This is a genomic window from Enterobacter sp. MALB-1, assembly GCF_041021625.1.
Taxonomy (GTDB): Bacteria; Pseudomonadota; Gammaproteobacteria; order Enterobacterales; family Enterobacteriaceae; genus Enterobacter; species Enterobacter oligotrophicus.
On sequence record NZ_JBDPJL010000001.1, the window covers coordinates 2,300,628 to 2,319,466 of the forward strand.

Consider the following 18,839-nt stretch of genomic DNA (forward strand, 5'->3'; position numbering starts at 1 on the left):
CCTGAAGAGTAACGATTTCAGAGCAAACCGCAACGCTGTTTGCTGCGGGTTTCCGCCTCCTGGTAGAGCGTGAATTCGTCATGCACCGGGCAGCCCAGCGCCGCTTCGAAAGCCTCGCGGCTGGCATTGCCGTGGCTGCGTGCCTGAGTTTCGTTGCCGAGATTTGACTGGAAAATCCCTGCCGCGCTGACGGGCAGAAAATCTTCATACGTGATCGGCTGCGCCACCACCCAGCCCCGCTCGATCAGCGGTTGCGGATCGTCGCCAGGACGAAAGGCGTGACGGTGCGCCTCGCCTGCAGGTGTCAGACGATAACGGAAATAGGCCAGTTCCTGTCGGCGCAGAAACATCTCGCTGTCCGGGAAGGCACTGAACATGTCCCGCAGGTGAAGCTGGTGCGTCAGGTTGTCTTTGCCCGTCCCGGCCTGTCCGAGCAGGCTGTCGTACAGCTCACGGCCTTTTGGCGTGAGTGCCACTCCCCGCTGTTCAATCTCACCGAAACGCGCCGTGTGCGTGCCTTTATGTTCGCCGGAAAAAAGTACCGGCTCCTCCAGCGCCTTAAAGCTGGTCTGGCGCAGCAAAATCGGCACTTCACGACGCGGTGGCCCTTCAATCAGAATTTTCGGCTCAATGCCGTACTTCGGCATCAGCTCCTGCACCCGGTCGATATCCAGCGTGCGCGGCGTAAGATGGTTAATGTGGCAGCCGGGGAAGCAGACCACATCGGCAATCAGGCGGTGCTCATTGCTCAGGGCCAGGTACGTCTCCTGATCGACCGTTGCATGGCGGTGCCAGCGGAACGTTTCCAGCGCTTCATGAACAAACTCGCGCGCCTGCGCTTCGGTAAATTGCCCTTCTGACTCGTGCAGTGCGATCAGTTCAAGACAACGCGGGGTAAAGATGTTACGCCGGGAGAGAATATCAGCCGCACGCTGGCGCAGGTCGGCGTTATCAATCAACTCCAGACGCAGCAGAGAGGTAAAAATGCGAAACGGATTGCGGCACAGAGCCGCATCATCAATCGGACGAAACGCTGTTGAGTGAACAGGAACACCGGCCTGCGAGAGATCGTAATAGCTGACCGGATACATGCCCATAATCGCGAACATCCGGCGTAAGGTGGAGAGTTCCTGCGCGGTGCCCACGCGAATGGCTCCGTGACGTTCAACATTCAGCCGCGCCAGTTCATCGGCGTTCGCCAGTTGTTCATGTAACTGCGGATTATTTTCCAGAACCGCCAGGTTCACGTCCGCCACCAGTTCCAGCAACGTGCCGTACTGCGGAACTTCCTGCTGGTACATCGCCGACATAGCCTGCGAAAAGTGTTCCCGAATATCATCAGCCGTGATGGTGTTCGCCATGATGTCATGCCTCCAGTGAATATTACCTGGAGTGTAGAGAAGCCCGCCCTCACTGGCGGGAAGAATTTACGAATTGTGATCCAGGCAGGCGAGTGGTCAAAGCCTGCGCGTTGCCGAAAACAGGTTGTAACTCAAACAGATCAAATGTTAAAAATATTTTGCTATCAAGTTATCAAAATTAAACAACTTAACTTGTCACCCGCATCGCTCTGTTTTTAACATCGCCTATGGAAAAAAATGGTCTGTTCAGTCAGCGCATACGCTTGCGCCATTTACATACATTTGTGGCCGTCGCTCAACAGGGAACGCTGGGGCGAGCGGCTGAAACCCTTAACCTCAGTCAGCCCGCGTTGTCGAAAACACTGAACGAGCTGGAACAGCTTACCGGAACCCGATTGTTCGATCGTGGTCGCCTTGGCGCGCAACTTACGCTTGTGGGCGAGCAATTTCTGACGCACGCGGTGAAAGTTCTCGATGCGCTTAATACGGCGGGTCAGGCGTTAAACCGCAAAGAGGAGCCGGCCAGCGATATTGTGCGTGTGGGGGCTCTCCCGACAGCGGCGCTGGGCATTTTGCCTGCTGTAATTGGTCAGTTCCACAAGCAGCAAAAGCACGCCACGCTTCAGGTCGCAACCATGAATAACACCATGCTGCTTGCGGGGCTAAAATCAGGAGAGCTGGATCTCGGTATCGGCCGGATGTCCGATCCTGAACTGATGAGCGGGCTTAACTATGAACTTTTGTTCCTGGAATCGCTGAAGCTGGTCGTGCGTCCCAATCATCCGCTTTTACATGATACCGTCACGTTAAGCCGGGTAATGGAGTGGCCTGTTGTGGTATCACCAAAAGGAACAGTGCCGCGCCAGAATGCCGAGGCGTTGCTGCAAATGCAGGGCTGTTCGCTACCTGCCGGGTGCATTGAAACCCTGTCGGCTTCCCTTTCTCGTCAGCTTACCGTGGATTATGACTACGTCTGGTTCGTGCCATCCGGTGCAGTCAAAGACGATTTACGCCGTGGTACGCTCACCGCCTTGCCGGTTACTTCCCCTGGCGCAGGTGAACCAATTGGGGTCCTGACCCGTGTGGATGCCCCGCTCTCCTCAGGCGCGCAGACGCTACTCAGCGCCATCCGCAAGTCCATGCCAGCCTGATCATCGCTTCATCCTTCCTTCACCCGCCGCCACGGCGGGTATATCTGCCCTTTAATCAAATAATGCGAAATCTTTCATTAACAATTGCGCAAAACAATTTAACAGTTTTATCATAGCGGCGAATTCACCAAATGGTTCGCACGTGATTTTTTGATCGTGAATTCCTACGCTATTTAAACGGTTTTTAACCGTAAACCATCGTAACTCTCGCCTTCAGTTATCCAACTGGTACAGATGCCGCACAGCATAAACCTGAAGAGGTGGGAGTATTTAAGGAGACAGAAATGGCTTTTGGCAACGCGCCGCGTGGGATACCTCGTATCCTGCAGTGGCTTCTTGCCGGACTGATGGCGCTCATCGGTCTGGCAGTTGGCGGGCTGGGCTTCAGGCTCGCCACAGCAGGCGGAAGTAGGTACTTCCTGATCATGGGCGTGGTGATGGTGATTGCCGCTATCCTGATTTTCGCCAGTCGGATTAGCGGGATCATTCTCTACGCAATTGCGTTTATTGCATCACTGTTCTGGGCGGTGAGCGATGCGGGCTGGGATTTCTGGCCGCTCTTCTCGCGCCTGTTTACCTTCGCCGTTCTCGCCCTGCTGTGCGCCATTGTCTGGCCTTTCCTGCGGGCAGCAAACAGCAGTACACCGATCAACAAAGCCCCTGCATTTAGCATAGCCGCCGTGCTGGCCGTCGCGATGCTGGTGAGCCTTGGCTGGATGTTTAAACCACAAACGCTTGTGGCGGCTAACGAGCCGGTTCCGGTAAAACCGGTTGCGCCCGGTGAACAGCAAAAAAACTGGGAACACTGGGGCAACACCACCCACGGCGATCGCTTCGCCGCACTGGATCAAATCAACAAACAGAACGTCAGCGAACTGAAAGTGGCCTGGGTTGCCCACACGGGTGACATTCCACAGAGCAACGGCTCCGGCGCGGAAGACCAGAACACCCCGTTACAGGTTGGCGACACTCTGTATGTTTGTACGCCATACAGTAAAGTGCTGGCGCTGGATGTGGACTCCGGTAAAGAGAAATGGCGTTACGATTCAAAAGCCACGGCTCCTAACTGGCAGCGCTGCCGTGGCCTGGGCTATTTCGAAGATCGCTCAACCGTGACAACGTCACAAACAGAAACAAAGCCTGCGGCCTGTTCCCGTCGTTTGTTCCTCCCGACGACCGATGCACGCCTGATTGCCATCAATGCCGACAACGGCAACCTTTGTGACGATTTTGGCGACCACGGCACCGTTGACCTGAGCATAGGCATGGGTGAAATCAAACCGGGCTATTACCAGCAGACGTCTACGCCACTGGTGGCGGGGCACGTGGTGGTGATCGGCGGACGCGTGGCGGATAACTTCTCCACCGGTGAACCGCCGGGCGTGGTGCGAGCTTATGACGTGCATACCGGTAAGCTGGCATGGGCGTGGGACCCAGGCAATCCCGCGCTGACCGGCCTGCCGCCGGAAGGCCAGACCTGGACGCGTGGTACGCCGAACGTCTGGTCTGCTATGGCATACGACGCAAAGCTGAATCTGATCTATCTGCCGACCGGAAACGCCACGCCAGACTTCTGGGCGGGTGAACGTACTGCGCTGGATGATAAATACAGTTCGTCCATTGTTGCGGTTGACGCAACGACCGGTCAGGTGCGCTGGCATTTCCAGACTACCCATCACGATCTGTGGGACTTTGACCTGCCTTCTCAACCGCTGCTGTACGATCTGCCAGACGGTAAAGGTGGCACAACGCCTGTGCTGGTGCAGACCAGTAAGCAGGGCATGATCTTTATGCTCAACCGTGAAACCGGTAAGCCGGTTGCCAAAGTGGAAGAGCGCCCTGTTCCTGCCGGTAACGTTGAGGGTGAGCGCTACTCACCCACTCAGCCCTACTCTGTTGGTATGCCGATGATTGGTAACCAGACGCTGACGGAGTCCGACATGTGGGGTGCCACGCCTGTCGACCTGCTGCTGTGCCGCATTCAGTTTAAAGAGATGCGTCACCAGGGTGTCTTTACGCCGCCTGGGCTGGACCGCTCCCTGCAGTTCCCTGGCTCGCTCGGCGGTATGAACTGGGGCAGCGTGTCGGTTGATCCGAACAATAGCCTGATGTTCGTTAATGATATGCGTCTGGGGCTGGCAAACTATATGGTGCCACGCGCGAACGTCGCGAAAAACGCCAGCGGCATTGAGATGGGGATTGTACCAATGGACGGCACGCCGTTCGGCGCAATGCGCGAGCGTTTCCTGTCGCCACTGGGTATTCCGTGTCAGAAGCCACCGTTTGGCACCCTGTCAGCGGTTGACCTCAAATCAGGCAAGCTGGTGTGGCAGGTTCCGGTCGGCACCGTGGAAGATACCGGTCCGCTCGGCATTCGCATGCATATGCCGATCCCAATCGGGATGCCGACCCTGGGCGCGTCACTGTCGACGCAGTCTGGCCTGCTGTTCTTTGCCGGGACTCAGGACTTCTACCTGCGTGCGTTTGATACCGCAACCGGGAAAGAGATCTGGAAAGACCGCCTGCCTGTGGGCAGCCAGTCCGGCCCGATGACCTACGTTTCACCGAAAACCGGCAAACAGTACATCATCATTAATGCGGGCGGCGCGCGCCAGTCCCCGGATCGGGGTGATTATGTGATTGCGTATGCGTTACCGGATAAGAAGTAACAGATGACAAAAGGGACCGAGAGGTCCCTTTTTTGTAGGCCAGCACGTAGGTCGGGTAAGGCGAAGCCGCCACCCGACACAACACGCCACTCAGAACGTCTCCCAGTTATCCCCGGAAACCGTCGTCGCCGGGCGCAATGGCGCGCTCGTTGCCACTGGCGCAGACGTCACCGTGCGGCCAGTCTTCGCCCCGTTAAGACGAAACGCCCCTACCGCCTCGGTCAGTCGTGCGCCCTGTTCTTCCAGCGACGCGGCGGCGGCGGAGGCTTCCTCCACCAGCGAGGCGTTCTGCTGGGTGACTTTATCCATCTCTGAAATCGCCTGGCTGACCTGCACGATTCCACGGCTCTGCTCATCAGACGCAGCGGCAATTTCCAGCATGATATCGGTGACGCGTTTAACCGCCTCGACGATTTCATTCATGGTGTTACCCGCCGCCACGACTTCACCGGAACCCTGGTCAATCAGCGAGACGGATTCATTGATCAGGCTTTCAATCTCTTTTGCCGCATTCGCACTGCGGCTTGCCAGGGTGCGCACTTCACTCGCCACCACTGCAAAACCACGACCTTGCTCACCGGCTCGCGCTGCTTCTACCGCCGCGTTAAGCGCCAGAATATTGGTCTGGAAGGCGATGCTGTTGATAACCGCCGTGATCTCAGAAATTTTCTTCGAACTGGTGGAGATGTTCCCCATCGTTTTCACCACGCCAGACACCATCTGACCGCCACGGCTGGCTTTGCCGGACGCATCTTCCGCCAGTTTGCTGGCATGGTGAGCGTTATCGGCGTTCTGCTTCACGGTGGCCGTCAGCTGTTCCATGCTCGCAGCCGTCTGCTCAATGGCGGCGGCCTGTTGCTCGGTTCGTGATGAGAGATCGGTATTCCCGGCTGAAATCTCGCTGGTACCGCGATAGATCTCTTCCGCCCCCTGACGCACAGTGCCTACCGTCGTCACCAGTGAATGCTGCATGGTTTGCAGATCACGCGTCAGACGGCCGATTTCGCTGCGTCCTGCCGCGTCATCCGGCATCGTCAGATCACCCTTCGCAATGTTCGCGATGCGCGTGGCGGCGCGTTGCAGTGGGTTAATCACCGTGCGGCGCAGTACGATAAAGGTCATTGCCGTCAGCACCAGCGCCAGCGCGAAAGCTCCCACCATAAACATCAGGCCCAGTTGTGTACGGGTATGAGCCTGTTTCGTGAGGGCGTTAGCGCGGTCGGTGCGAATTTTAATGGCTTTCATCAGCACGTCATTGTAGGCATCATCCAGCGGACGTGCGGTTTCATTTTCGTGGTTGATGATGGCTTCAAACATGCCGTTTTTGGCGAATTTCAGCATCGGTTGAAGACCCGCGATATACGCCTCGTAACGCGCTTTCAGGTCGGCATCCAGCGCTTCGTCCGCAGGGCTACGAACACTGCGATTCATGTACGTGGCAAAACCGTCCTGCGATTGCTTAATGCGGGTTTCTGCCTCGCTGATGTTCTTCTTCATTGCGTCCATTTCAGCAATACGACTCGCGGCACCTGCGTGGATCATATTGATGCGTGCGGTACGCAAATGGTTCGAGCTATTCGATAGCCCCATACGCACCTGGATTTCAGATGTGACATCCTGCTGATCGTTATCGGCCTGTAACAGGAAATATCCTGCCAGACCAGCGCTCAAAGCAAACAGAAGAATGATGCCACCGAGAATGGAGGAAAACAGCGGAACCAGCCTGATATGATGCAGGAAGCTCAGCTTGTGCTGCGCCTGCACCGATGTTGTGTTGTCCATGACCGTCGACTCTCTTTATAGGTAAGATGCGTAAAAACACGCCTGTGAAATAGTCATCGGCACAACGGGAAATTAGATTACGGCTAAAAGCGCCAGACAGGTCACACTTTAGAGAAGATTATTAAAGAAAAGCCAGCGGTAAAAACCGCCGGCAGAATAATCAGTTGTCGCCGAAATGGATAACGGTACGAATGGATTTGCCTTCGTGCATCAGGTCGAACGCCTCATTGATCTGATCCAGCGGCAGGCGGTGAGTGATGAAAGGATCGAGCTGGATTTTCCCGGCCATCGCCTCTTCAACCATACCCGGCAACTGGGTACGACCTTTCACGCCCCCGAATGCCGACCCGCGCCATACGCGCCCTGTCACCAGCTGGAACGGACGGGTTTTGATCTCCTGGCCTGCCCCTGCCACGCCAATGATGATGCTCTCGCCCCAGCCTTTATGGCAGCATTCCAGCGCAGAACGCATCACATTGACGTTACCAATACATTCAAAGCTGAAGTCAACGCCGCCGTCGGTCAGTTCAACAATCACGTCCTGAACCGGTTTATCGTAATCTTTCGGGTTCACGAAATCGGTCGCGCCCATTTCGCCAGCCAGTTTGAATTTCTCCGGGTTGGTATCCACTGCGATGATACGACCGGCTTTTGCCTGTACCGCGCCCTGGATCACCGCCAGGCCAATCCCGCCCAGACCGAATACCGCAACGGTATCACCTTCTTTAACCTTCGCGGTGTTATGCACCGCGCCAATACCGGTGGTCACGCCACAGCCCAGCAGACAGACTTTATCCAGCGGTGCCTGTGGGTTGACCTTCGCCAGCGAGATCTCCGCGCAAACGGTGTATTCACTAAAGGTGCTGGTGCCCATGTAGTGGTAGATTGGCTCACCGTTATAAGAGAAACGGGTGGTGCCGTCTGGCATCAGGCCTTTCCCCTGCGTGGCGCGCACCGCCTGGCAGAGGTTGGTTTTGCCGGATTTACAGAACTTACACTCGCCACATTCAGCGGTGTAGAGCGGAATAACATGGTCACCCGGTTTCAGGCTGGTGACGCCCTCACCCACTTCCACCACGATACCGCCCCCTTCATGGCCGAGCACCGCCGGGAACACGCCTTCAGGGTCATCACCTGACAGGGTAAACGCATCGGTATGGCATACGCCGGTGTGGGTGATTTTGATCAGCACTTCGCCTTTCTTTGGCGGTGCAACGTCGATTTCAACGATTTTAAGCGGCTGGCCTGGGCCAAATGCGACAGCTGCGCGAGATTTCATAATGACTTCCCTTATGTGATGTCTGTGGGTTTATTTTAGATAAGAGCGCAGCAAATGGCCGACTTCTGCCATTCGTACTGCCCGTTGATCGGGAGTTGTCTCCCCCGTCACCAGCTCATCTTTGAGGTGAATTTCGACCATTTCGCCCATCAGACCATTGGCAGCCCCGCGCACGGCGGCAATTTGCTGCAGGATGGCCAGACAGGGATCGCCGGATTCCAGCGCACGTTCGAGGGCATCAACCTGGCCCCGAATGCGGCGGACGCGAGTCAGGATGCGTTTTTTATCCTGCGGTGAATGCGGCATATGCACTCCTTTATATACTATAGGGGGGTATAGTAATTTTTTATAGTCCTGATGTAAAGCCGAACAGTACCTGGGAAACGATACGATCGCTCATGGCGTTGTGCGGGTTTATTAATGAAGATGACACTTCTATGGTGTGCAGTAGTATTTCTGTCACTACGCACACTCTATAAAGTTATTCCGCCTGACACACAGTATGCTATTGCTGAGCATTTTGAAATATATTGAGACGAATTAATTATGGATTTTGTTTTGTATGTTTTTTTTCAGTACAGCCATATATTTGCTTATGCAAAAAAATAATCAGGTTGTCACTCCATGACATACTGATTCCCTCAGAAAACGGCCGTCCCCTGTGAACACGTGCGTCGTCAGCCAGCATTGCGATGGAGACATATCCTAAAAAGGATGGATTTCAACGTTCAGCCTCCCCGTTCAACAAAGAGAGTCTATCCTTAGTGTATTAACAAAAGAATGTATTAACAAAAGGAGGTAACAATGTCTGATTTCGAAGCTGATAAACATGCTAAATATGCAGGTGATAAAGCGGAAAATAAAATCGACGAACTGGCTGGCTCTGCGCAACAGCAGTTTGGCGAATTTGTCGATTCACCAAAACATCAGGTTAAAGGTGCGGCTAAAAAATACGCTGCACAGGCCAGTGACGCCGTTTCCGATGTAACTGAAGCCGTCAGAAATAACCCTCTGTCAGGGTTAATTGCTGCAGGTGCAGTTGGTGTGGTTTTGGGGCTGTTACTGGGTCGCAAATAATATCAGGCCCCGCGGGGCCTTATTCTTTACGCTCCCTGCAGGATCACCGCTGACCAGAAACACCTGTACCTATCAGACCGGACAAAATAACGGCCTCCGCACCCGAGCAGACGTCGATCTCTTCGCCCAGCAAGTGCCAGACTCCCCGCGACGTTCCACCATTTTCAACGTCGGTAATAAGAACGTCTGAATAATAGGCTTTCTGAACAATGCCTCTGAACTTAATCCAATAGTAACCGTCTTGCATGGCATACCCTCCTTTATGGCATGGTTAAAGTATTGCAGAGATCCAGAAAATATGTGACGAGGCCGGGATCTTTTCTCCTGCCCGAAAAAACTTGTACAATTTAACTGTACAGATTTCTATTCATGGTATAGATTCAATCACAACAATGTTAATGAAATGTTCGATAACGGTGGTTTAATCATGCGTCGCAATCAGGCTCCCTCTTCTGCAGAGAACGCTATCAACTTATATTTTAACAAAAATAATTTACCCACTCAGCAGGAGACGCTGGGGCTGCTCGTCAGTGAAATCATCAAAGAAAATGTACAATTGAGCAGAATGACAATTTGTACAAAGCTGTTGCGTCGCATTGAAGAGTCATCCTGTGAGGTTGAAAAGGCGCACTATAACGGTCTCATCGCACTCTTCTTCGAGCGTTAACTTGAATACTGATTTTTAACTTACTAAGTTGGTTACGCAGAGAAAGAGAATATATTCACCATTACGCGCTAACTAACCCAATGTTACAGCCTGCAGGGTGTAGCAGAGTGAGACTGAAGCTATGCACAGAACTAAGTTTGAACGACTGAAAGATGACTTAATTGGTGAAGCCGTATTATTGATACTGAAAGAGCACGGGCCCATCACCTTTACATCTCTGGCTAATCGACTGCATACGATGGCAAATATTGAATCAAATCATGAACGTAAAAATGCATTGATTGCGGCTGAAGATGAAGTTCGCCAGAGGATCGCTGGCGTCCCGCACGATCGCGGAAGCGTTATTGGCGATTATAACGTCGGAAGAATTCGCTCTCTGTTCAAAAAAGAGACCTTGATTCCCCCGGACAAGAAACACTAATTAATGACGGATACGGTGATAATCATGAGTAAGGCCATGAGACAGCAGAATAACATTTTTGAAGCGCTACAGGATAAAGGACTGGCCGAACACTTTCTCAACGCGGGAAGTCATCTCAATGATGAGGCAGAAGTATTAGGCTCCGCGATACGCTGTATTATGCTCTGCGGGGATAACCTCACCAATAAAGAGCTTATTTTGCAATTGATTCATGCTCTCGAAATCACAAAAGAGCCTGAAGCCTGTGATGTCATTCGTAATACCCTTGAAATTGTTGTCGGCTATACCCGAGACGACATTTAACGCCCGCCGGGAAAGCCAGCCAAACCAACCGATTCAGTTAACGCGTTGGTGGATATTTTCAATCGCCACCAGCGTTCAGGCTGTCCTTAAGCCTTCCTTTATATCCCCTGCCATGAACGATTCCTTTTTCTGACAAATGCTGTAATATGCAATTTATTGCGACATTTTGCAGGATTTCAGCCCCCATGCACAAAACCGCCAGACAAAATTATGTGCTTGATATCATTAGCGAGAAAGGCCAGGCCAGCATTACGGAGCTTGCAGAGAAGCTGCAGGTTTCTGCTGATACCATCCGCCGCGATCTCACCGAACTGGAAAAACAGGGACTGGCGCAAAAGAACCACGGTGGCGCTATCGCACTGAATCTTTCCGCTATGAATCGTCAAAGCAGAAACACGTTACTGCCGCAAACCAAACAGCGTCTTGGTCAACAGGTGGCGGAACGCGTTCCTGCCGGTTCAACGCTATTTCTGGACGCGGGCAGCACGGTAATGGCCGTCGCACGCTTTCTTAAAGGGCCGCTGACGGTGATCACCACCTCGCTGGATATCGCCCAACACGTTAGCGATCGCGATGATATTGAGCTAATCCTGCTCGGTGGGAGATGGGACCAGAAGCAACGCTTGTTCGCCGGAAGCGCCACGCTGTCGCTGCTCTCCCGCTACCGGGCGGATATCGCGATCCTCGGAGCCTGCGCCATTCATGCGCAGCTTGGCCTAAGCGCCAGCAAAGAGGCCGATGCGGAAGTCAAACGGGCGATGCTGGCGGCAAGCCATGAACACTGGATCGTTGCCGATCATCTGAAACTGAACCATTGCGAGCCCTATCTGGTTTCCGGGTTATCCGGGATTCATCAACTGTTTTTAGATCGTCCATGGGCAGAGCTTGGGGACAACAGCGCATTGCACGTCACTGTTTGCGCGTAATAACGTGGAGAAAGTCATGAATAAAGTTAGCGGTAAGACAATTAACGTTGCGCTGATCGGGTATGGTTTTGTGGGCAAAACCTTCCATGCCCCGCTTATCCAGTCCGTCGACGGGCTTAAGCTGGCGGTGGTTTCTTCTCGTGATGAAGAAAAGGTCAAACGTGATATTCCCGACGTCATCGTCGTTGGGACGCCTGAAGAGGCCATTCAGCATCCGGACATTGACCTGGTGGTCATTGCCTCCCCTAACGCCACCCATGCGCCGCTGGCAACGCTGGCGCTACATTCGGGTAAACATGTGGTGGTGGATAAACCCTTCACCCTTGATATGCAGGAAGCGCGCGATCTGATTGCTCTGGCAAAAGAAAAGCAGCTGTTGCTGTCTGTCTTTCACAACCGCCGCTGGGACAGTGATTTTCTCGGCATTAAGCAGGTTATCGAACAAGGGACGCTGGGCAACGTTAAACATTTTGAGTCACATATTGACCGTTTCCGCCCGGAAGTCCGTGTGCGCTGGAGGGAGCAAAACGTCCCCGGTAGCGGCCTGTGGTTTGATCTGGGGCCACACCTGATTGACCAGACGCTACAGCTTTTTGGCCTGCCGCAGTCTGTGCAGGGCAATATCGCCACGCTGCGCGACGGCGCGGAAATTAACGACTGGGCGCATGTGGTCCTGAATTATCCGGAACACAAAGTCGTTCTGCACTGCAGTATGCTGGTTGCTGGCGGAACATCCCGCTTCACTGTTCATGGCGACAAAGCCAGCGTGCTCAAAGGGCGCATCGATCAACAGGAAGTGCAGTTACTGGCAGGTGTGATTCCGGGCAGTGAGCACTGGGGGGAAGACAGCGACGACATGGTGCTGTTTGATGCCAACGGCGAAACCTCGCGCGTGAAAACCCCGAAGGGCGATCAACGTCAGTATTACCTCAACGTACGTGATGCACTGACCGGGAAGACCGAGAATCCGGTACACCCGGTCGAAGCCCTGGCGGTGATGGCGGTACTGGAGGCGGCGGTGAAGTCTTCTGAAACGGGGTCAACCCAGGCGCTGGAATTAAGCGCTGAAGAGCGTGCTCTGATGCGATAAAAAAATGCCGGGTGGCGCTGCGCTTGCCCGGCACAGGTTGACCGCTACTGACGTTTTTTTGGCATCATGCGCAGCAACGTGTTGTCTTTCCAGAAATAGTGATGCATCAGCGCTGCCAGTGCGTGCAGACCAATCACAAAATAGCCCAGGTTTGCCAGCGTGACGTGCCACTCTTTCAGCACATCCACCAGGTCAAAATTCCCTTCCGCCGCATGGGGCATCACCATACCGAAGGCAAACCAGTTATTGCCGCGGTTATACATCATCACCACGCCAATCACGGGCAGCGCAATAAACAGCAGGTAGATAATAAGATGCCCCAGGTGCGACAAGCCGGTGATCATCGCTTTCGGTTTTGGCGTAATAGGCGGTGCCGGGAACTTAAGACGGATAAGCAAACGCGCGACCATCAGTACCAGGACAGAGATACCGCATGAAACGTGGATCATATTAATCAGCGGGCGGTCGCTACGCGGGAAATAGCCCCTGAACTCCATGGCGCAATAGGCCACGATAACTAACAGAAACACCAGCCAGTGAATGCCAATTTGCAGGCCTGTATATTTAGTGCGCATATGGTTTCCTGATAAAAGACAAATACAGCGCCAACATAACCAGCTTTCCTTAAAAATTCATTAACTTTTCTGTATGGTTTTTCAATTACTTCGCCTGGCATGAAGCATCTTCAATTGCCGCACTCCCCGTCATGGTCTAAGCCTGGATAAGTTCAAACTGTCGTATCGACACGTTCAACAGGAGCAAATCATGAGTAAAATTGGCATTAACGGATTTGGACGCATTGGACGCCTTGTATTACGTCGTCTTCTTGAAACCCAGGACAGCAACACCGTCGTCGCCATCAATGACCTCACCTCCCCCAAAGTGCTCGCCTATCTGCTCAAACACGATTCAAACTACGGTGGTTTTCCGTGGAGCGTGGATTTCACCGAAGACGCACTGATTGTCGACGGTAAAACAATCTCGGTGTACGCCGAAAAAGAGGCCAAACACATCCCGTGGAAAGCGGCAGGCGTGGATATCGTCGTGGAATGTACCGGTTTTTATACCTCGGAAGAGAAGTCCCGCGCGCATCTGGATGCAGGCGCGAAAAAAGTGCTGATCTCGGCCCCGGCGGGCGAGATGAAAACCATTGTGTTCAACGTAAATGACGACACCATTGACAGCAGTGACACCATTATCTCCGTGGCCTCCTGCACCACTAACTGCTTAGCACCGCTGGCAAAAGCCCTGCATGACGCGTTTGGTATTAAAGCGGGGACGATGACCACCATTCATGCCTATACCGGTACGCAGGCGCTGGTGGATGGCCCACGCGGGAAGGATCTTCGCGCCTCACGCGCGGCGGCAGAAAACATTATTCCGCATACTACCGGGGCGGCAAAAGCGATTGGGCTGGTGATCCCGGCGCTTAGCGGCAAACTGAAAGGCCACGCGCAGCGCGTGCCGGTGAAAACCGGTTCTGTGACCGAACTGGTGGCGATCCTGGAGAAAAAAGTGACGGTAGATGAGATCCATGATGCCCTGAAAAAAGCGACTCAGGGCAATCACTCATTTGGCTACACCGATGAAGAAATTGTCTCGTCTGATGTGATCGGCTCGCACTTTGGCTCCGTATTTGACGCGACGCAAACCGAAGTGACCGAGGCCGGAGAGATCCAGCTGGTGAAAACCGTCGCGTGGTACGACAACGAATACGGCTTTGTGACGCAACTGGTGCGCACGCTGGATAAATACGCCGCGCTATAATTCGCGATCCCCTCTCACCGGAGAGGGGATCATCTGATTAAGACTGCAAATAGACCACCTGCGTCTGCAGGTACTCATTCAGCCCGTGCTTTCCGTCCGCGCCACCAATACCGGATTTACGCCAGCCGGCGTGGAACCCTTGCATCGCTTCAAAGTTCTCGCGGTTAATGTAGGTTTCACCGAACTTCAGCCCCTTAATCGCTTTCATGGCAACGTTAAGATCCTGCGTATAAACAGAAGAGGTTAAACCGTAATCGCTGTCGTTGGCCATCTTCAGTGCCTCTTCCAGCGTGTCAAAGGCGACCACCGGCAGAACCGGGCCAAACGTCTCTTCATGCATGATCGCCATATCCTGACGCACGTCCAGCAACAGCGTTGGCGGATAGAAGTAGCCTTTCCCCTCAACCGCTTTACCGCCGAGCACCACTTTCGCCCCCTCCTGTACCGCGCGCGCCACTTTCTGCTCGACGCGCTCAAGTGCAGCAGCGTTGATCAGCGGCCCCATAGCGATATCGGTGCGCTCAGCCGGGTTGCCAAATTGTACGGCTTTCATCGCCTCGCCCAGACGGTTCACAAAGCGATCGTAAATCCCCTTTTGCACATAAACGCGTTCAGCGCAGTTACACACCTGCCCGGTGTTGATCACACGGGAATCAACAATGGCTTTCACCGCCAGCTCAAGGTCGGCATCGTCCATCACAATCGCCGGTGCTTTCCCCCCCAGTTCCAGACCCACTTTGGTGATATTCTTTGCTGCCGCCGCCATAATCTTTTCACCCGCAACGACGCTACCGGTCATGCTCACCATCGCCACTTTCGGGTTGCCTGCCAGCTCCTGCCCCACGGTTTCACCGCGCCCCAGCACCAGGTTAAAGACCCCTTTCGGCAGCCCGATGTCGTCAACAATTTTGGCGAACGCAATGGCGTTGTTCGGCGTAAATTCGCTCGGTTTGATGACGATGGTATTGCCGGTCAGCAGCGCCGGAGCGAGCTTGCGGGCAATCAGGAAGAACGGGAAGTTCCACGGCAGAATGCCGGTAGTGACGCCGAGCGCACGTTTAAAGACCAGAATATTTTCGCCAGGACGATCGCTCTGGATAATCTCCCCTTCGTAACGGCGCGCCCACTCGGCCATGTAGTCGATGTAGTCGGCGGTAAAATTCACTTCGACTTCCGCCAGTTGCTGAATTTTGCCGCCTTCGGCCACAATTAAGGCGCTGATCTCACTGACGCGCTCACGTATCCCGGCAGAGATTTTACGCAACCAGTGAGCACGTTCGATGGCGGGCAGCGCTTCCCAGCCAGCCTGCGCGCGCTCGGCCGCGTCAATCGCTTTGCGCGCATCGTCGGCACGACCATCGGGAATACGGGAAATGACCTCTTCGGTGGCCGGATTGATCACATCAATCCAGGCATCACCCTGCCAGGCAACAAACTGTCCGTCGATATACATAGGATGTTGTACGGGTACTGTCATGACCTGCTCCTGTAATTACACTGTTTTCAACAAGTAAATTCATTGTTAAAAACTACAATTACAGCGTCACATTCCTACTCTATCAGGCTGTTTTTGTGAGATATCTCATAGAAGAATCGGGTCAGCCAAATATTTAAGTTACAAATCGGCAACATAAAGTGCCCGTTTGCGAAAAAGAGAGCGCAAACGGGCAACAGATTAAAGCAGAGAACGGCTTGCCAGCGCGTCGGTGAGAATGACGTCATTACGCAAAACATGCCACGCGGCATCAACATCGGCAGGAATATCCACATGGGCAATAAAATCGCGCCCCGCGGGACCATAGCCGTTAATGTCATCCCGCAGGCGCGGGAGTTCACCCAGTACCAACGACAAATAGCGTTCAACGGGCCACAGTCCTTTATTCACGCCGCTAAACCGCAGACCGTTATCGCCATTTTGCAGCACGGGTGTCAGCCCCGGATGGCTCACCCACGTCGGAGAGGCCGGTTCGTCCTGACATACGCGCGCAAAGGTCGCCATCGTGCGGCGTTGCATGGTTGGGTCCTGCACCACCAGCACACGCTCTGCTTTCAACCCGCGGTGTTTGATCACATCCCAGCTAAAGCGTGCATTCTCGCCGCAGTTGGTGGACTGATCTTCTACCAGCACCCGCTCCGCCGGGATTTTCCAGAAACGCGTTGCGATATCCGCCAGGATCGCCGCCTCGGCGCGGCCTGTGGTCGGAAGCGTGTTATAGCGGGGATGCTTCGCAATGGCGGCATACAGGAAGGTAGTGGAATGCCCAATCCCGCCGCTTATGAGTAGCGGCACATTCTGTTCTGCCGACACTCTGCAGGCCGCGTCGATGGTTGGGATCACGGCGTTACCTGCCAGAATGACCACATCCACAGGCCGATCGCTTTGCAGGTCATCCTGCGCCAGCCACTGCCCCACCGTATTAACGGCGCTGAGCGTCGCATCCGGGAGACAAGGGAAAATTGTCGGTATCATCGTTACCTCCTTACAGCTTTCAGGGAAAAGCGTACCGCATTCATTAGCGCTGAAAAGGAGATCTCTCTGAAAGCCAGCGCACCCGTCATACCGCTATTCTCTCATTTTTCTGCTTCAATGGCGTAACATGTCATAATCATATTCACTTGAATTATGATTTGCGTCAGACGTAGAATCATTAGCCCACTAACTATTCCATTTTTCAAAGGTAAACGACGTTATGCGCCTGCCCCAACGCGATCCTTATGCTCCTCGCGAGTGGCAGCCACATGAAAAACCCGCTCTGCTCGGTTCGCCTTCCACGCCGGTGCACAGCACGCCGAAACGGGTTGCCTATGGCGTCGTCGGTTTACTGGTGTGCCTGACGGGTGCGCTGGGGAACGCGGTGGTCACCGCCAATCTGCAAAATCTGCAGGGCACTTTTGCGGCGTGGTCTACCGAGATCGCCTGGTTGCCTGCTGTCTATGTGATGACCAACGTCTCGATTAACCTTTTACTGGTGAAGTTTCGCCAGCAATACGGTCTGCGGGCGTTTACCGAAGGTTTTCTGGTGCTGTATGTGCTGGTGACCTTTTTCCACCTGTTTGTGAACGATCTTAGCTCCGCCCTGATGGTCCGCGCGGCGCACGGCATGGTGGCCGCCGCGCTTAGTTCGCTGGGCATCTACTATCAAATTCAGGCCTGGCCCGCGAAGCACCGCCTGAAGGCACTGACCATCGGCATCACCGGCTCATCCCTTGCAATCCCCCTGGCCCGGCTGTTTTCCACCGAACTGCTGCAGCTTGATGAGTGGCGCGGGCTGTACTTCTTTGAGCTGGGCCTGGCGCTGATATCGCTGGCCTGCGTGATGGCGCTGAAGCTGCCGCCGGGTGACAGGCGCAAGGTATTCGAGAAAAAAGATTTCATTACCTTCTTTCTGCTGGCTCCGGGGATGGCGCTCCTGTGCGCGGTGCTGTCGCTAGGCCGCCTTGACTGGTGGTTTGAAGCGCCGTGGATTGGCTGGTCGCTGGCGCTCTCGCTGGTCTTAATTGTCTCCGCCATTGTGTTTGAGCATAACCGCAGCAATCCCCTGCTCAATACCCGCTGGCTGTCGAGCGGCAGTATCGTGCGCCTGGGGCTGATTATGCTGCTGATCCGCATCGTCCTGGCGGAACAGAACACCGGTGTGATTGGCTGGCTACAGTTTGTCGGGCTGCAAAATGAGCAGATGACCCACCTGGCATGGTCGATTTTCGCCGGGATCGTCTGCGGTATCGTCGCCAGCTGTCTCACGATAAAACCGACGAAACTGGCGTGGCCAATAGTCACTTCGCTGCTGCTCATGATTATCGCCTCGCTGCTGGACAGCCATTCCAGCAATCTCACCCGCCCGGATCAACTGATGCTCAGCCAGTTCCTGCTCGGCTTCGGTAGCGCGTTCTTCCTCGCCCCGGCGATGCTGGCCGGCATTGGTGGCGTGATTGCCGACCCGCGTAATCTGGTCAGTTTCTCTGTGCTGTTCGGCATGAGTCAGAATATCGGCGGGCTTCTCGGCTCAGCCGTTCTGGGCACGTTCCAGACCTGGCGCGAAAAATACCACTCCAGCCTGCTGGCGGATCAACTCACAACGCTGAACCCGCTGGTGAATGAGCGGATTCAGGCTTACACCCAGTTGTACCGAAGCCTGATCGGTGACAGCTCGCTGCTCAGCACGCAGGCCATCACTCAGCTTCAGACGGTCACAACCCTTGAGGCAAACATTCTGGCTTACAACGATACTTACCTTCTGACGGCAGCCATTGCCGCCGCCACGCTGGTGTGGATTTTATGGCGCTTGCTGCGCCTGCGCATCACCGCCCGTATGGCCCTGAAGAAGGCTACTGGCAATAAATGATGG

At 54.3% G+C, this 18,839-nt stretch carries 18 protein-coding genes; 10 read left to right on the top strand and 8 right to left on the bottom strand.

From position 1 onward, the window contains the following. Positions 1-17: 17 nt before the first annotated feature. Entirely contained in the window at positions 18-1,361 is a 1,344-nt protein-coding gene (locus ABGB15_RS10970) for a VOC family protein (protein WP_215722027.1), read from the bottom strand. A 227-nt stretch (positions 1,362-1,588) separates the two neighbouring features. Here ABGB15_RS10970 and ABGB15_RS10975 point away from each other — a divergent pair, with 227 nt between their 5' ends. Both ABGB15_RS10975 and ABGB15_RS10980 read left to right on the top strand, forming a co-directional pair. Continuing rightward, a complete protein-coding gene (locus ABGB15_RS10975) occupies positions 1,589-2,512 on the top strand; it encodes a LysR substrate-binding domain-containing protein (RefSeq protein ID WP_152081062.1) in 924 nt (307 codons plus the stop codon). A gap of 284 nt (positions 2,513-2,796) precedes the next feature. Next, positions 2,797-5,181: a glucose/quinate/shikimate family membrane-bound PQQ-dependent dehydrogenase gene (locus ABGB15_RS10980; RefSeq protein ID WP_215722026.1), complete on the top strand. Its 2,385-nt coding sequence runs from the start codon at positions 2,797-2,799 to the stop codon at positions 5,179-5,181. A gap of 90 nt (positions 5,182-5,271) precedes the next feature. Here the strand turns inward: ABGB15_RS10980 and ABGB15_RS10985 are convergent, their stop codons facing one another. The 3 genes from ABGB15_RS10985 to ABGB15_RS10995 form a co-directional block, all read right to left on the bottom strand. Further along, positions 5,272-6,963 carry a methyl-accepting chemotaxis protein gene (locus ABGB15_RS10985; RefSeq protein WP_215722025.1) on the bottom strand — a complete coding sequence of 564 codons (1,692 nt, stop codon included), beginning with the start codon at positions 6,961-6,963 and terminating at the stop codon, positions 5,272-5,274. 160 nt (positions 6,964-7,123) lie between these two features. After that, positions 7,124-8,242 carry an S-(hydroxymethyl)glutathione dehydrogenase/class III alcohol dehydrogenase gene (locus ABGB15_RS10990; RefSeq protein WP_152081059.1) on the bottom strand — a complete coding sequence of 373 codons (1,119 nt, stop codon included), beginning with the start codon at positions 8,240-8,242 and terminating at the stop codon, positions 7,124-7,126. A 30-nt stretch (positions 8,243-8,272) separates the two neighbouring features. Then, entirely contained in the window at positions 8,273-8,548 is a 276-nt protein-coding gene (locus ABGB15_RS10995) for a metal/formaldehyde-sensitive transcriptional repressor (protein WP_215722024.1), read from the bottom strand. A 498-nt stretch (positions 8,549-9,046) separates the two neighbouring features. Between ABGB15_RS10995 and ABGB15_RS11000 the strand changes: the two genes are divergently transcribed. Then, positions 9,047-9,319 (top strand): CsbD family protein, encoded by a 273-nt coding sequence (locus tag ABGB15_RS11000; RefSeq protein WP_215722023.1) that lies wholly within the window; start codon positions 9,047-9,049, stop codon positions 9,317-9,319. Positions 9,320-9,362: 43 nt separating this feature from the next. Here the strand turns inward: ABGB15_RS11000 and ABGB15_RS11005 are convergent, their stop codons facing one another. Continuing rightward, positions 9,363-9,566, bottom strand: coding sequence for a hypothetical protein (locus ABGB15_RS11005; RefSeq protein WP_152081056.1), 204 nt, complete (start codon positions 9,564-9,566; stop codon positions 9,363-9,365). 180 nt (positions 9,567-9,746) lie between these two features. On the opposite strand from ABGB15_RS11005, the gene ycgZ reads away from it, so the two are divergent. From ycgZ to ABGB15_RS11030, 5 genes are all read left to right on the top strand, one after another. Beyond that, positions 9,747-9,986: a regulatory protein YcgZ gene (gene ycgZ, locus ABGB15_RS11010; protein ID WP_152081055.1), complete on the top strand. Its 240-nt coding sequence runs from the start codon at positions 9,747-9,749 to the stop codon at positions 9,984-9,986. 121 nt (positions 9,987-10,107) lie between these two features. Next, entirely contained in the window at positions 10,108-10,407 is a 300-nt protein-coding gene (locus ABGB15_RS11015) for a hypothetical protein (RefSeq protein WP_215722022.1), read from the top strand. A 36-nt stretch (positions 10,408-10,443) separates the two neighbouring features. Further along, a complete protein-coding gene (locus ABGB15_RS11020) occupies positions 10,444-10,710 on the top strand; it encodes a biofilm development regulator YmgB/AriR family protein (RefSeq protein ID WP_225903374.1) in 267 nt (88 codons plus the stop codon). A gap of 185 nt (positions 10,711-10,895) precedes the next feature. Beyond that, on the top strand, positions 10,896-11,636 hold the full coding sequence (locus ABGB15_RS11025; protein WP_152081052.1) for a DeoR/GlpR family DNA-binding transcription regulator: 741 nt from the start codon (positions 10,896-10,898) through the stop codon (positions 11,634-11,636). 16 nt (positions 11,637-11,652) lie between these two features. Then, a complete protein-coding gene (locus ABGB15_RS11030) occupies positions 11,653-12,726 on the top strand; it encodes an oxidoreductase (protein ID WP_215722020.1) in 1,074 nt (357 codons plus the stop codon). A gap of 44 nt (positions 12,727-12,770) precedes the next feature. Here ABGB15_RS11030 and cybB read toward each other — a convergent pair whose 3' ends face one another. After that, positions 12,771-13,301, bottom strand: coding sequence for a cytochrome b561 (cybB, locus tag ABGB15_RS11035; RefSeq protein ID WP_152081050.1), 531 nt, complete (start codon positions 13,299-13,301; stop codon positions 12,771-12,773). 190 nt (positions 13,302-13,491) lie between these two features. On the opposite strand from cybB, the gene gap reads away from it, so the two are divergent. Next, positions 13,492-14,493 (top strand): type I glyceraldehyde-3-phosphate dehydrogenase, encoded by a 1,002-nt coding sequence (gene gap / locus ABGB15_RS11040; protein WP_152081049.1) that lies wholly within the window; start codon positions 13,492-13,494, stop codon positions 14,491-14,493. 37 nt (positions 14,494-14,530) lie between these two features. Here the strand turns inward: gap and aldA are convergent, their stop codons facing one another. Together aldA and ABGB15_RS11050 are read right to left on the bottom strand one after the other, a co-directional pair. Continuing rightward, positions 14,531-15,970: an aldehyde dehydrogenase gene (gene aldA / locus ABGB15_RS11045; protein WP_215722019.1), complete on the bottom strand. Its 1,440-nt coding sequence runs from the start codon at positions 15,968-15,970 to the stop codon at positions 14,531-14,533. A 198-nt stretch (positions 15,971-16,168) separates the two neighbouring features. Continuing rightward, complete coding sequence (locus tag ABGB15_RS11050) at positions 16,169-16,963, bottom strand: YdcF family protein (RefSeq protein WP_215722018.1); 795 nt, start codon at positions 16,961-16,963, stop codon at positions 16,169-16,171. Positions 16,964-17,189: 226 nt separating this feature from the next. Here ABGB15_RS11050 and ABGB15_RS11055 point away from each other — a divergent pair, with 226 nt between their 5' ends. Beyond that, the gene (locus ABGB15_RS11055) at positions 17,190-18,836 is read left to right on the top strand and encodes an MFS transporter (protein ID WP_152084376.1); all 1,647 of its coding nucleotides are present in this window, start codon (positions 17,190-17,192) and stop codon (positions 18,834-18,836) included. Positions 18,837-18,839 lie beyond the last annotated feature (3 nt).

What these genes read in the sequence shown, in the direction of transcription:
- ABGB15_RS10995 (WP_215722024.1), bottom strand. Translation starts at nt 8,548, where the DNA reads ATGCCGCATTCACCGCAGGATAAAAAACGCATCCTGACTCGCGTCCGC.
- cybB (WP_152081050.1), bottom strand. Translation starts at nt 13,301, where the DNA reads ATGCGCACTAAATATACAGGCCTGCAAATTGGCATTCACTGGCTGGTG.
- ABGB15_RS11050 (WP_215722018.1), bottom strand. Translation starts at nt 16,963, where the DNA reads ATGATACCGACAATTTTCCCTTGTCTCCCGGATGCGACGCTCAGCGCC.
- ABGB15_RS10990 (WP_152081059.1), bottom strand. Translation starts at nt 8,242, where the DNA reads ATGAAATCTCGCGCAGCTGTCGCATTTGGCCCAGGCCAGCCGCTTAAA.
- gap (WP_152081049.1), top strand. Translation starts at nt 13,492, where the DNA reads ATGAGTAAAATTGGCATTAACGGATTTGGACGCATTGGACGCCTTGTA.
- aldA (WP_215722019.1), bottom strand. Translation starts at nt 15,970, where the DNA reads ATGACAGTACCCGTACAACATCCTATGTATATCGACGGACAGTTTGTT.
- ycgZ (WP_152081055.1), top strand. Translation starts at nt 9,747, where the DNA reads ATGCGTCGCAATCAGGCTCCCTCTTCTGCAGAGAACGCTATCAACTTA.
- ABGB15_RS11025 (WP_152081052.1), top strand. Translation starts at nt 10,896, where the DNA reads ATGCACAAAACCGCCAGACAAAATTATGTGCTTGATATCATTAGCGAG.
- ABGB15_RS11020 (WP_225903374.1), top strand. Translation starts at nt 10,444, where the DNA reads ATGAGACAGCAGAATAACATTTTTGAAGCGCTACAGGATAAAGGACTG.
- ABGB15_RS10980 (WP_215722026.1), top strand. Translation starts at nt 2,797, where the DNA reads ATGGCTTTTGGCAACGCGCCGCGTGGGATACCTCGTATCCTGCAGTGG.
- ABGB15_RS11005 (WP_152081056.1), bottom strand. Translation starts at nt 9,566, where the DNA reads ATGCAAGACGGTTACTATTGGATTAAGTTCAGAGGCATTGTTCAGAAA.
- ABGB15_RS10975 (WP_152081062.1), top strand. Translation starts at nt 1,589, where the DNA reads ATGGAAAAAAATGGTCTGTTCAGTCAGCGCATACGCTTGCGCCATTTA.
- ABGB15_RS10985 (WP_215722025.1), bottom strand. Translation starts at nt 6,963, where the DNA reads ATGGACAACACAACATCGGTGCAGGCGCAGCACAAGCTGAGCTTCCTG.
- ABGB15_RS11015 (WP_215722022.1), top strand. Translation starts at nt 10,108, where the DNA reads ATGCACAGAACTAAGTTTGAACGACTGAAAGATGACTTAATTGGTGAA.
- ABGB15_RS11000 (WP_215722023.1), top strand. Translation starts at nt 9,047, where the DNA reads ATGTCTGATTTCGAAGCTGATAAACATGCTAAATATGCAGGTGATAAA.
- ABGB15_RS11030 (WP_215722020.1), top strand. Translation starts at nt 11,653, where the DNA reads ATGAATAAAGTTAGCGGTAAGACAATTAACGTTGCGCTGATCGGGTAT.
- ABGB15_RS10970 (WP_215722027.1), bottom strand. Translation starts at nt 1,361, where the DNA reads ATGGCGAACACCATCACGGCTGATGATATTCGGGAACACTTTTCGCAG.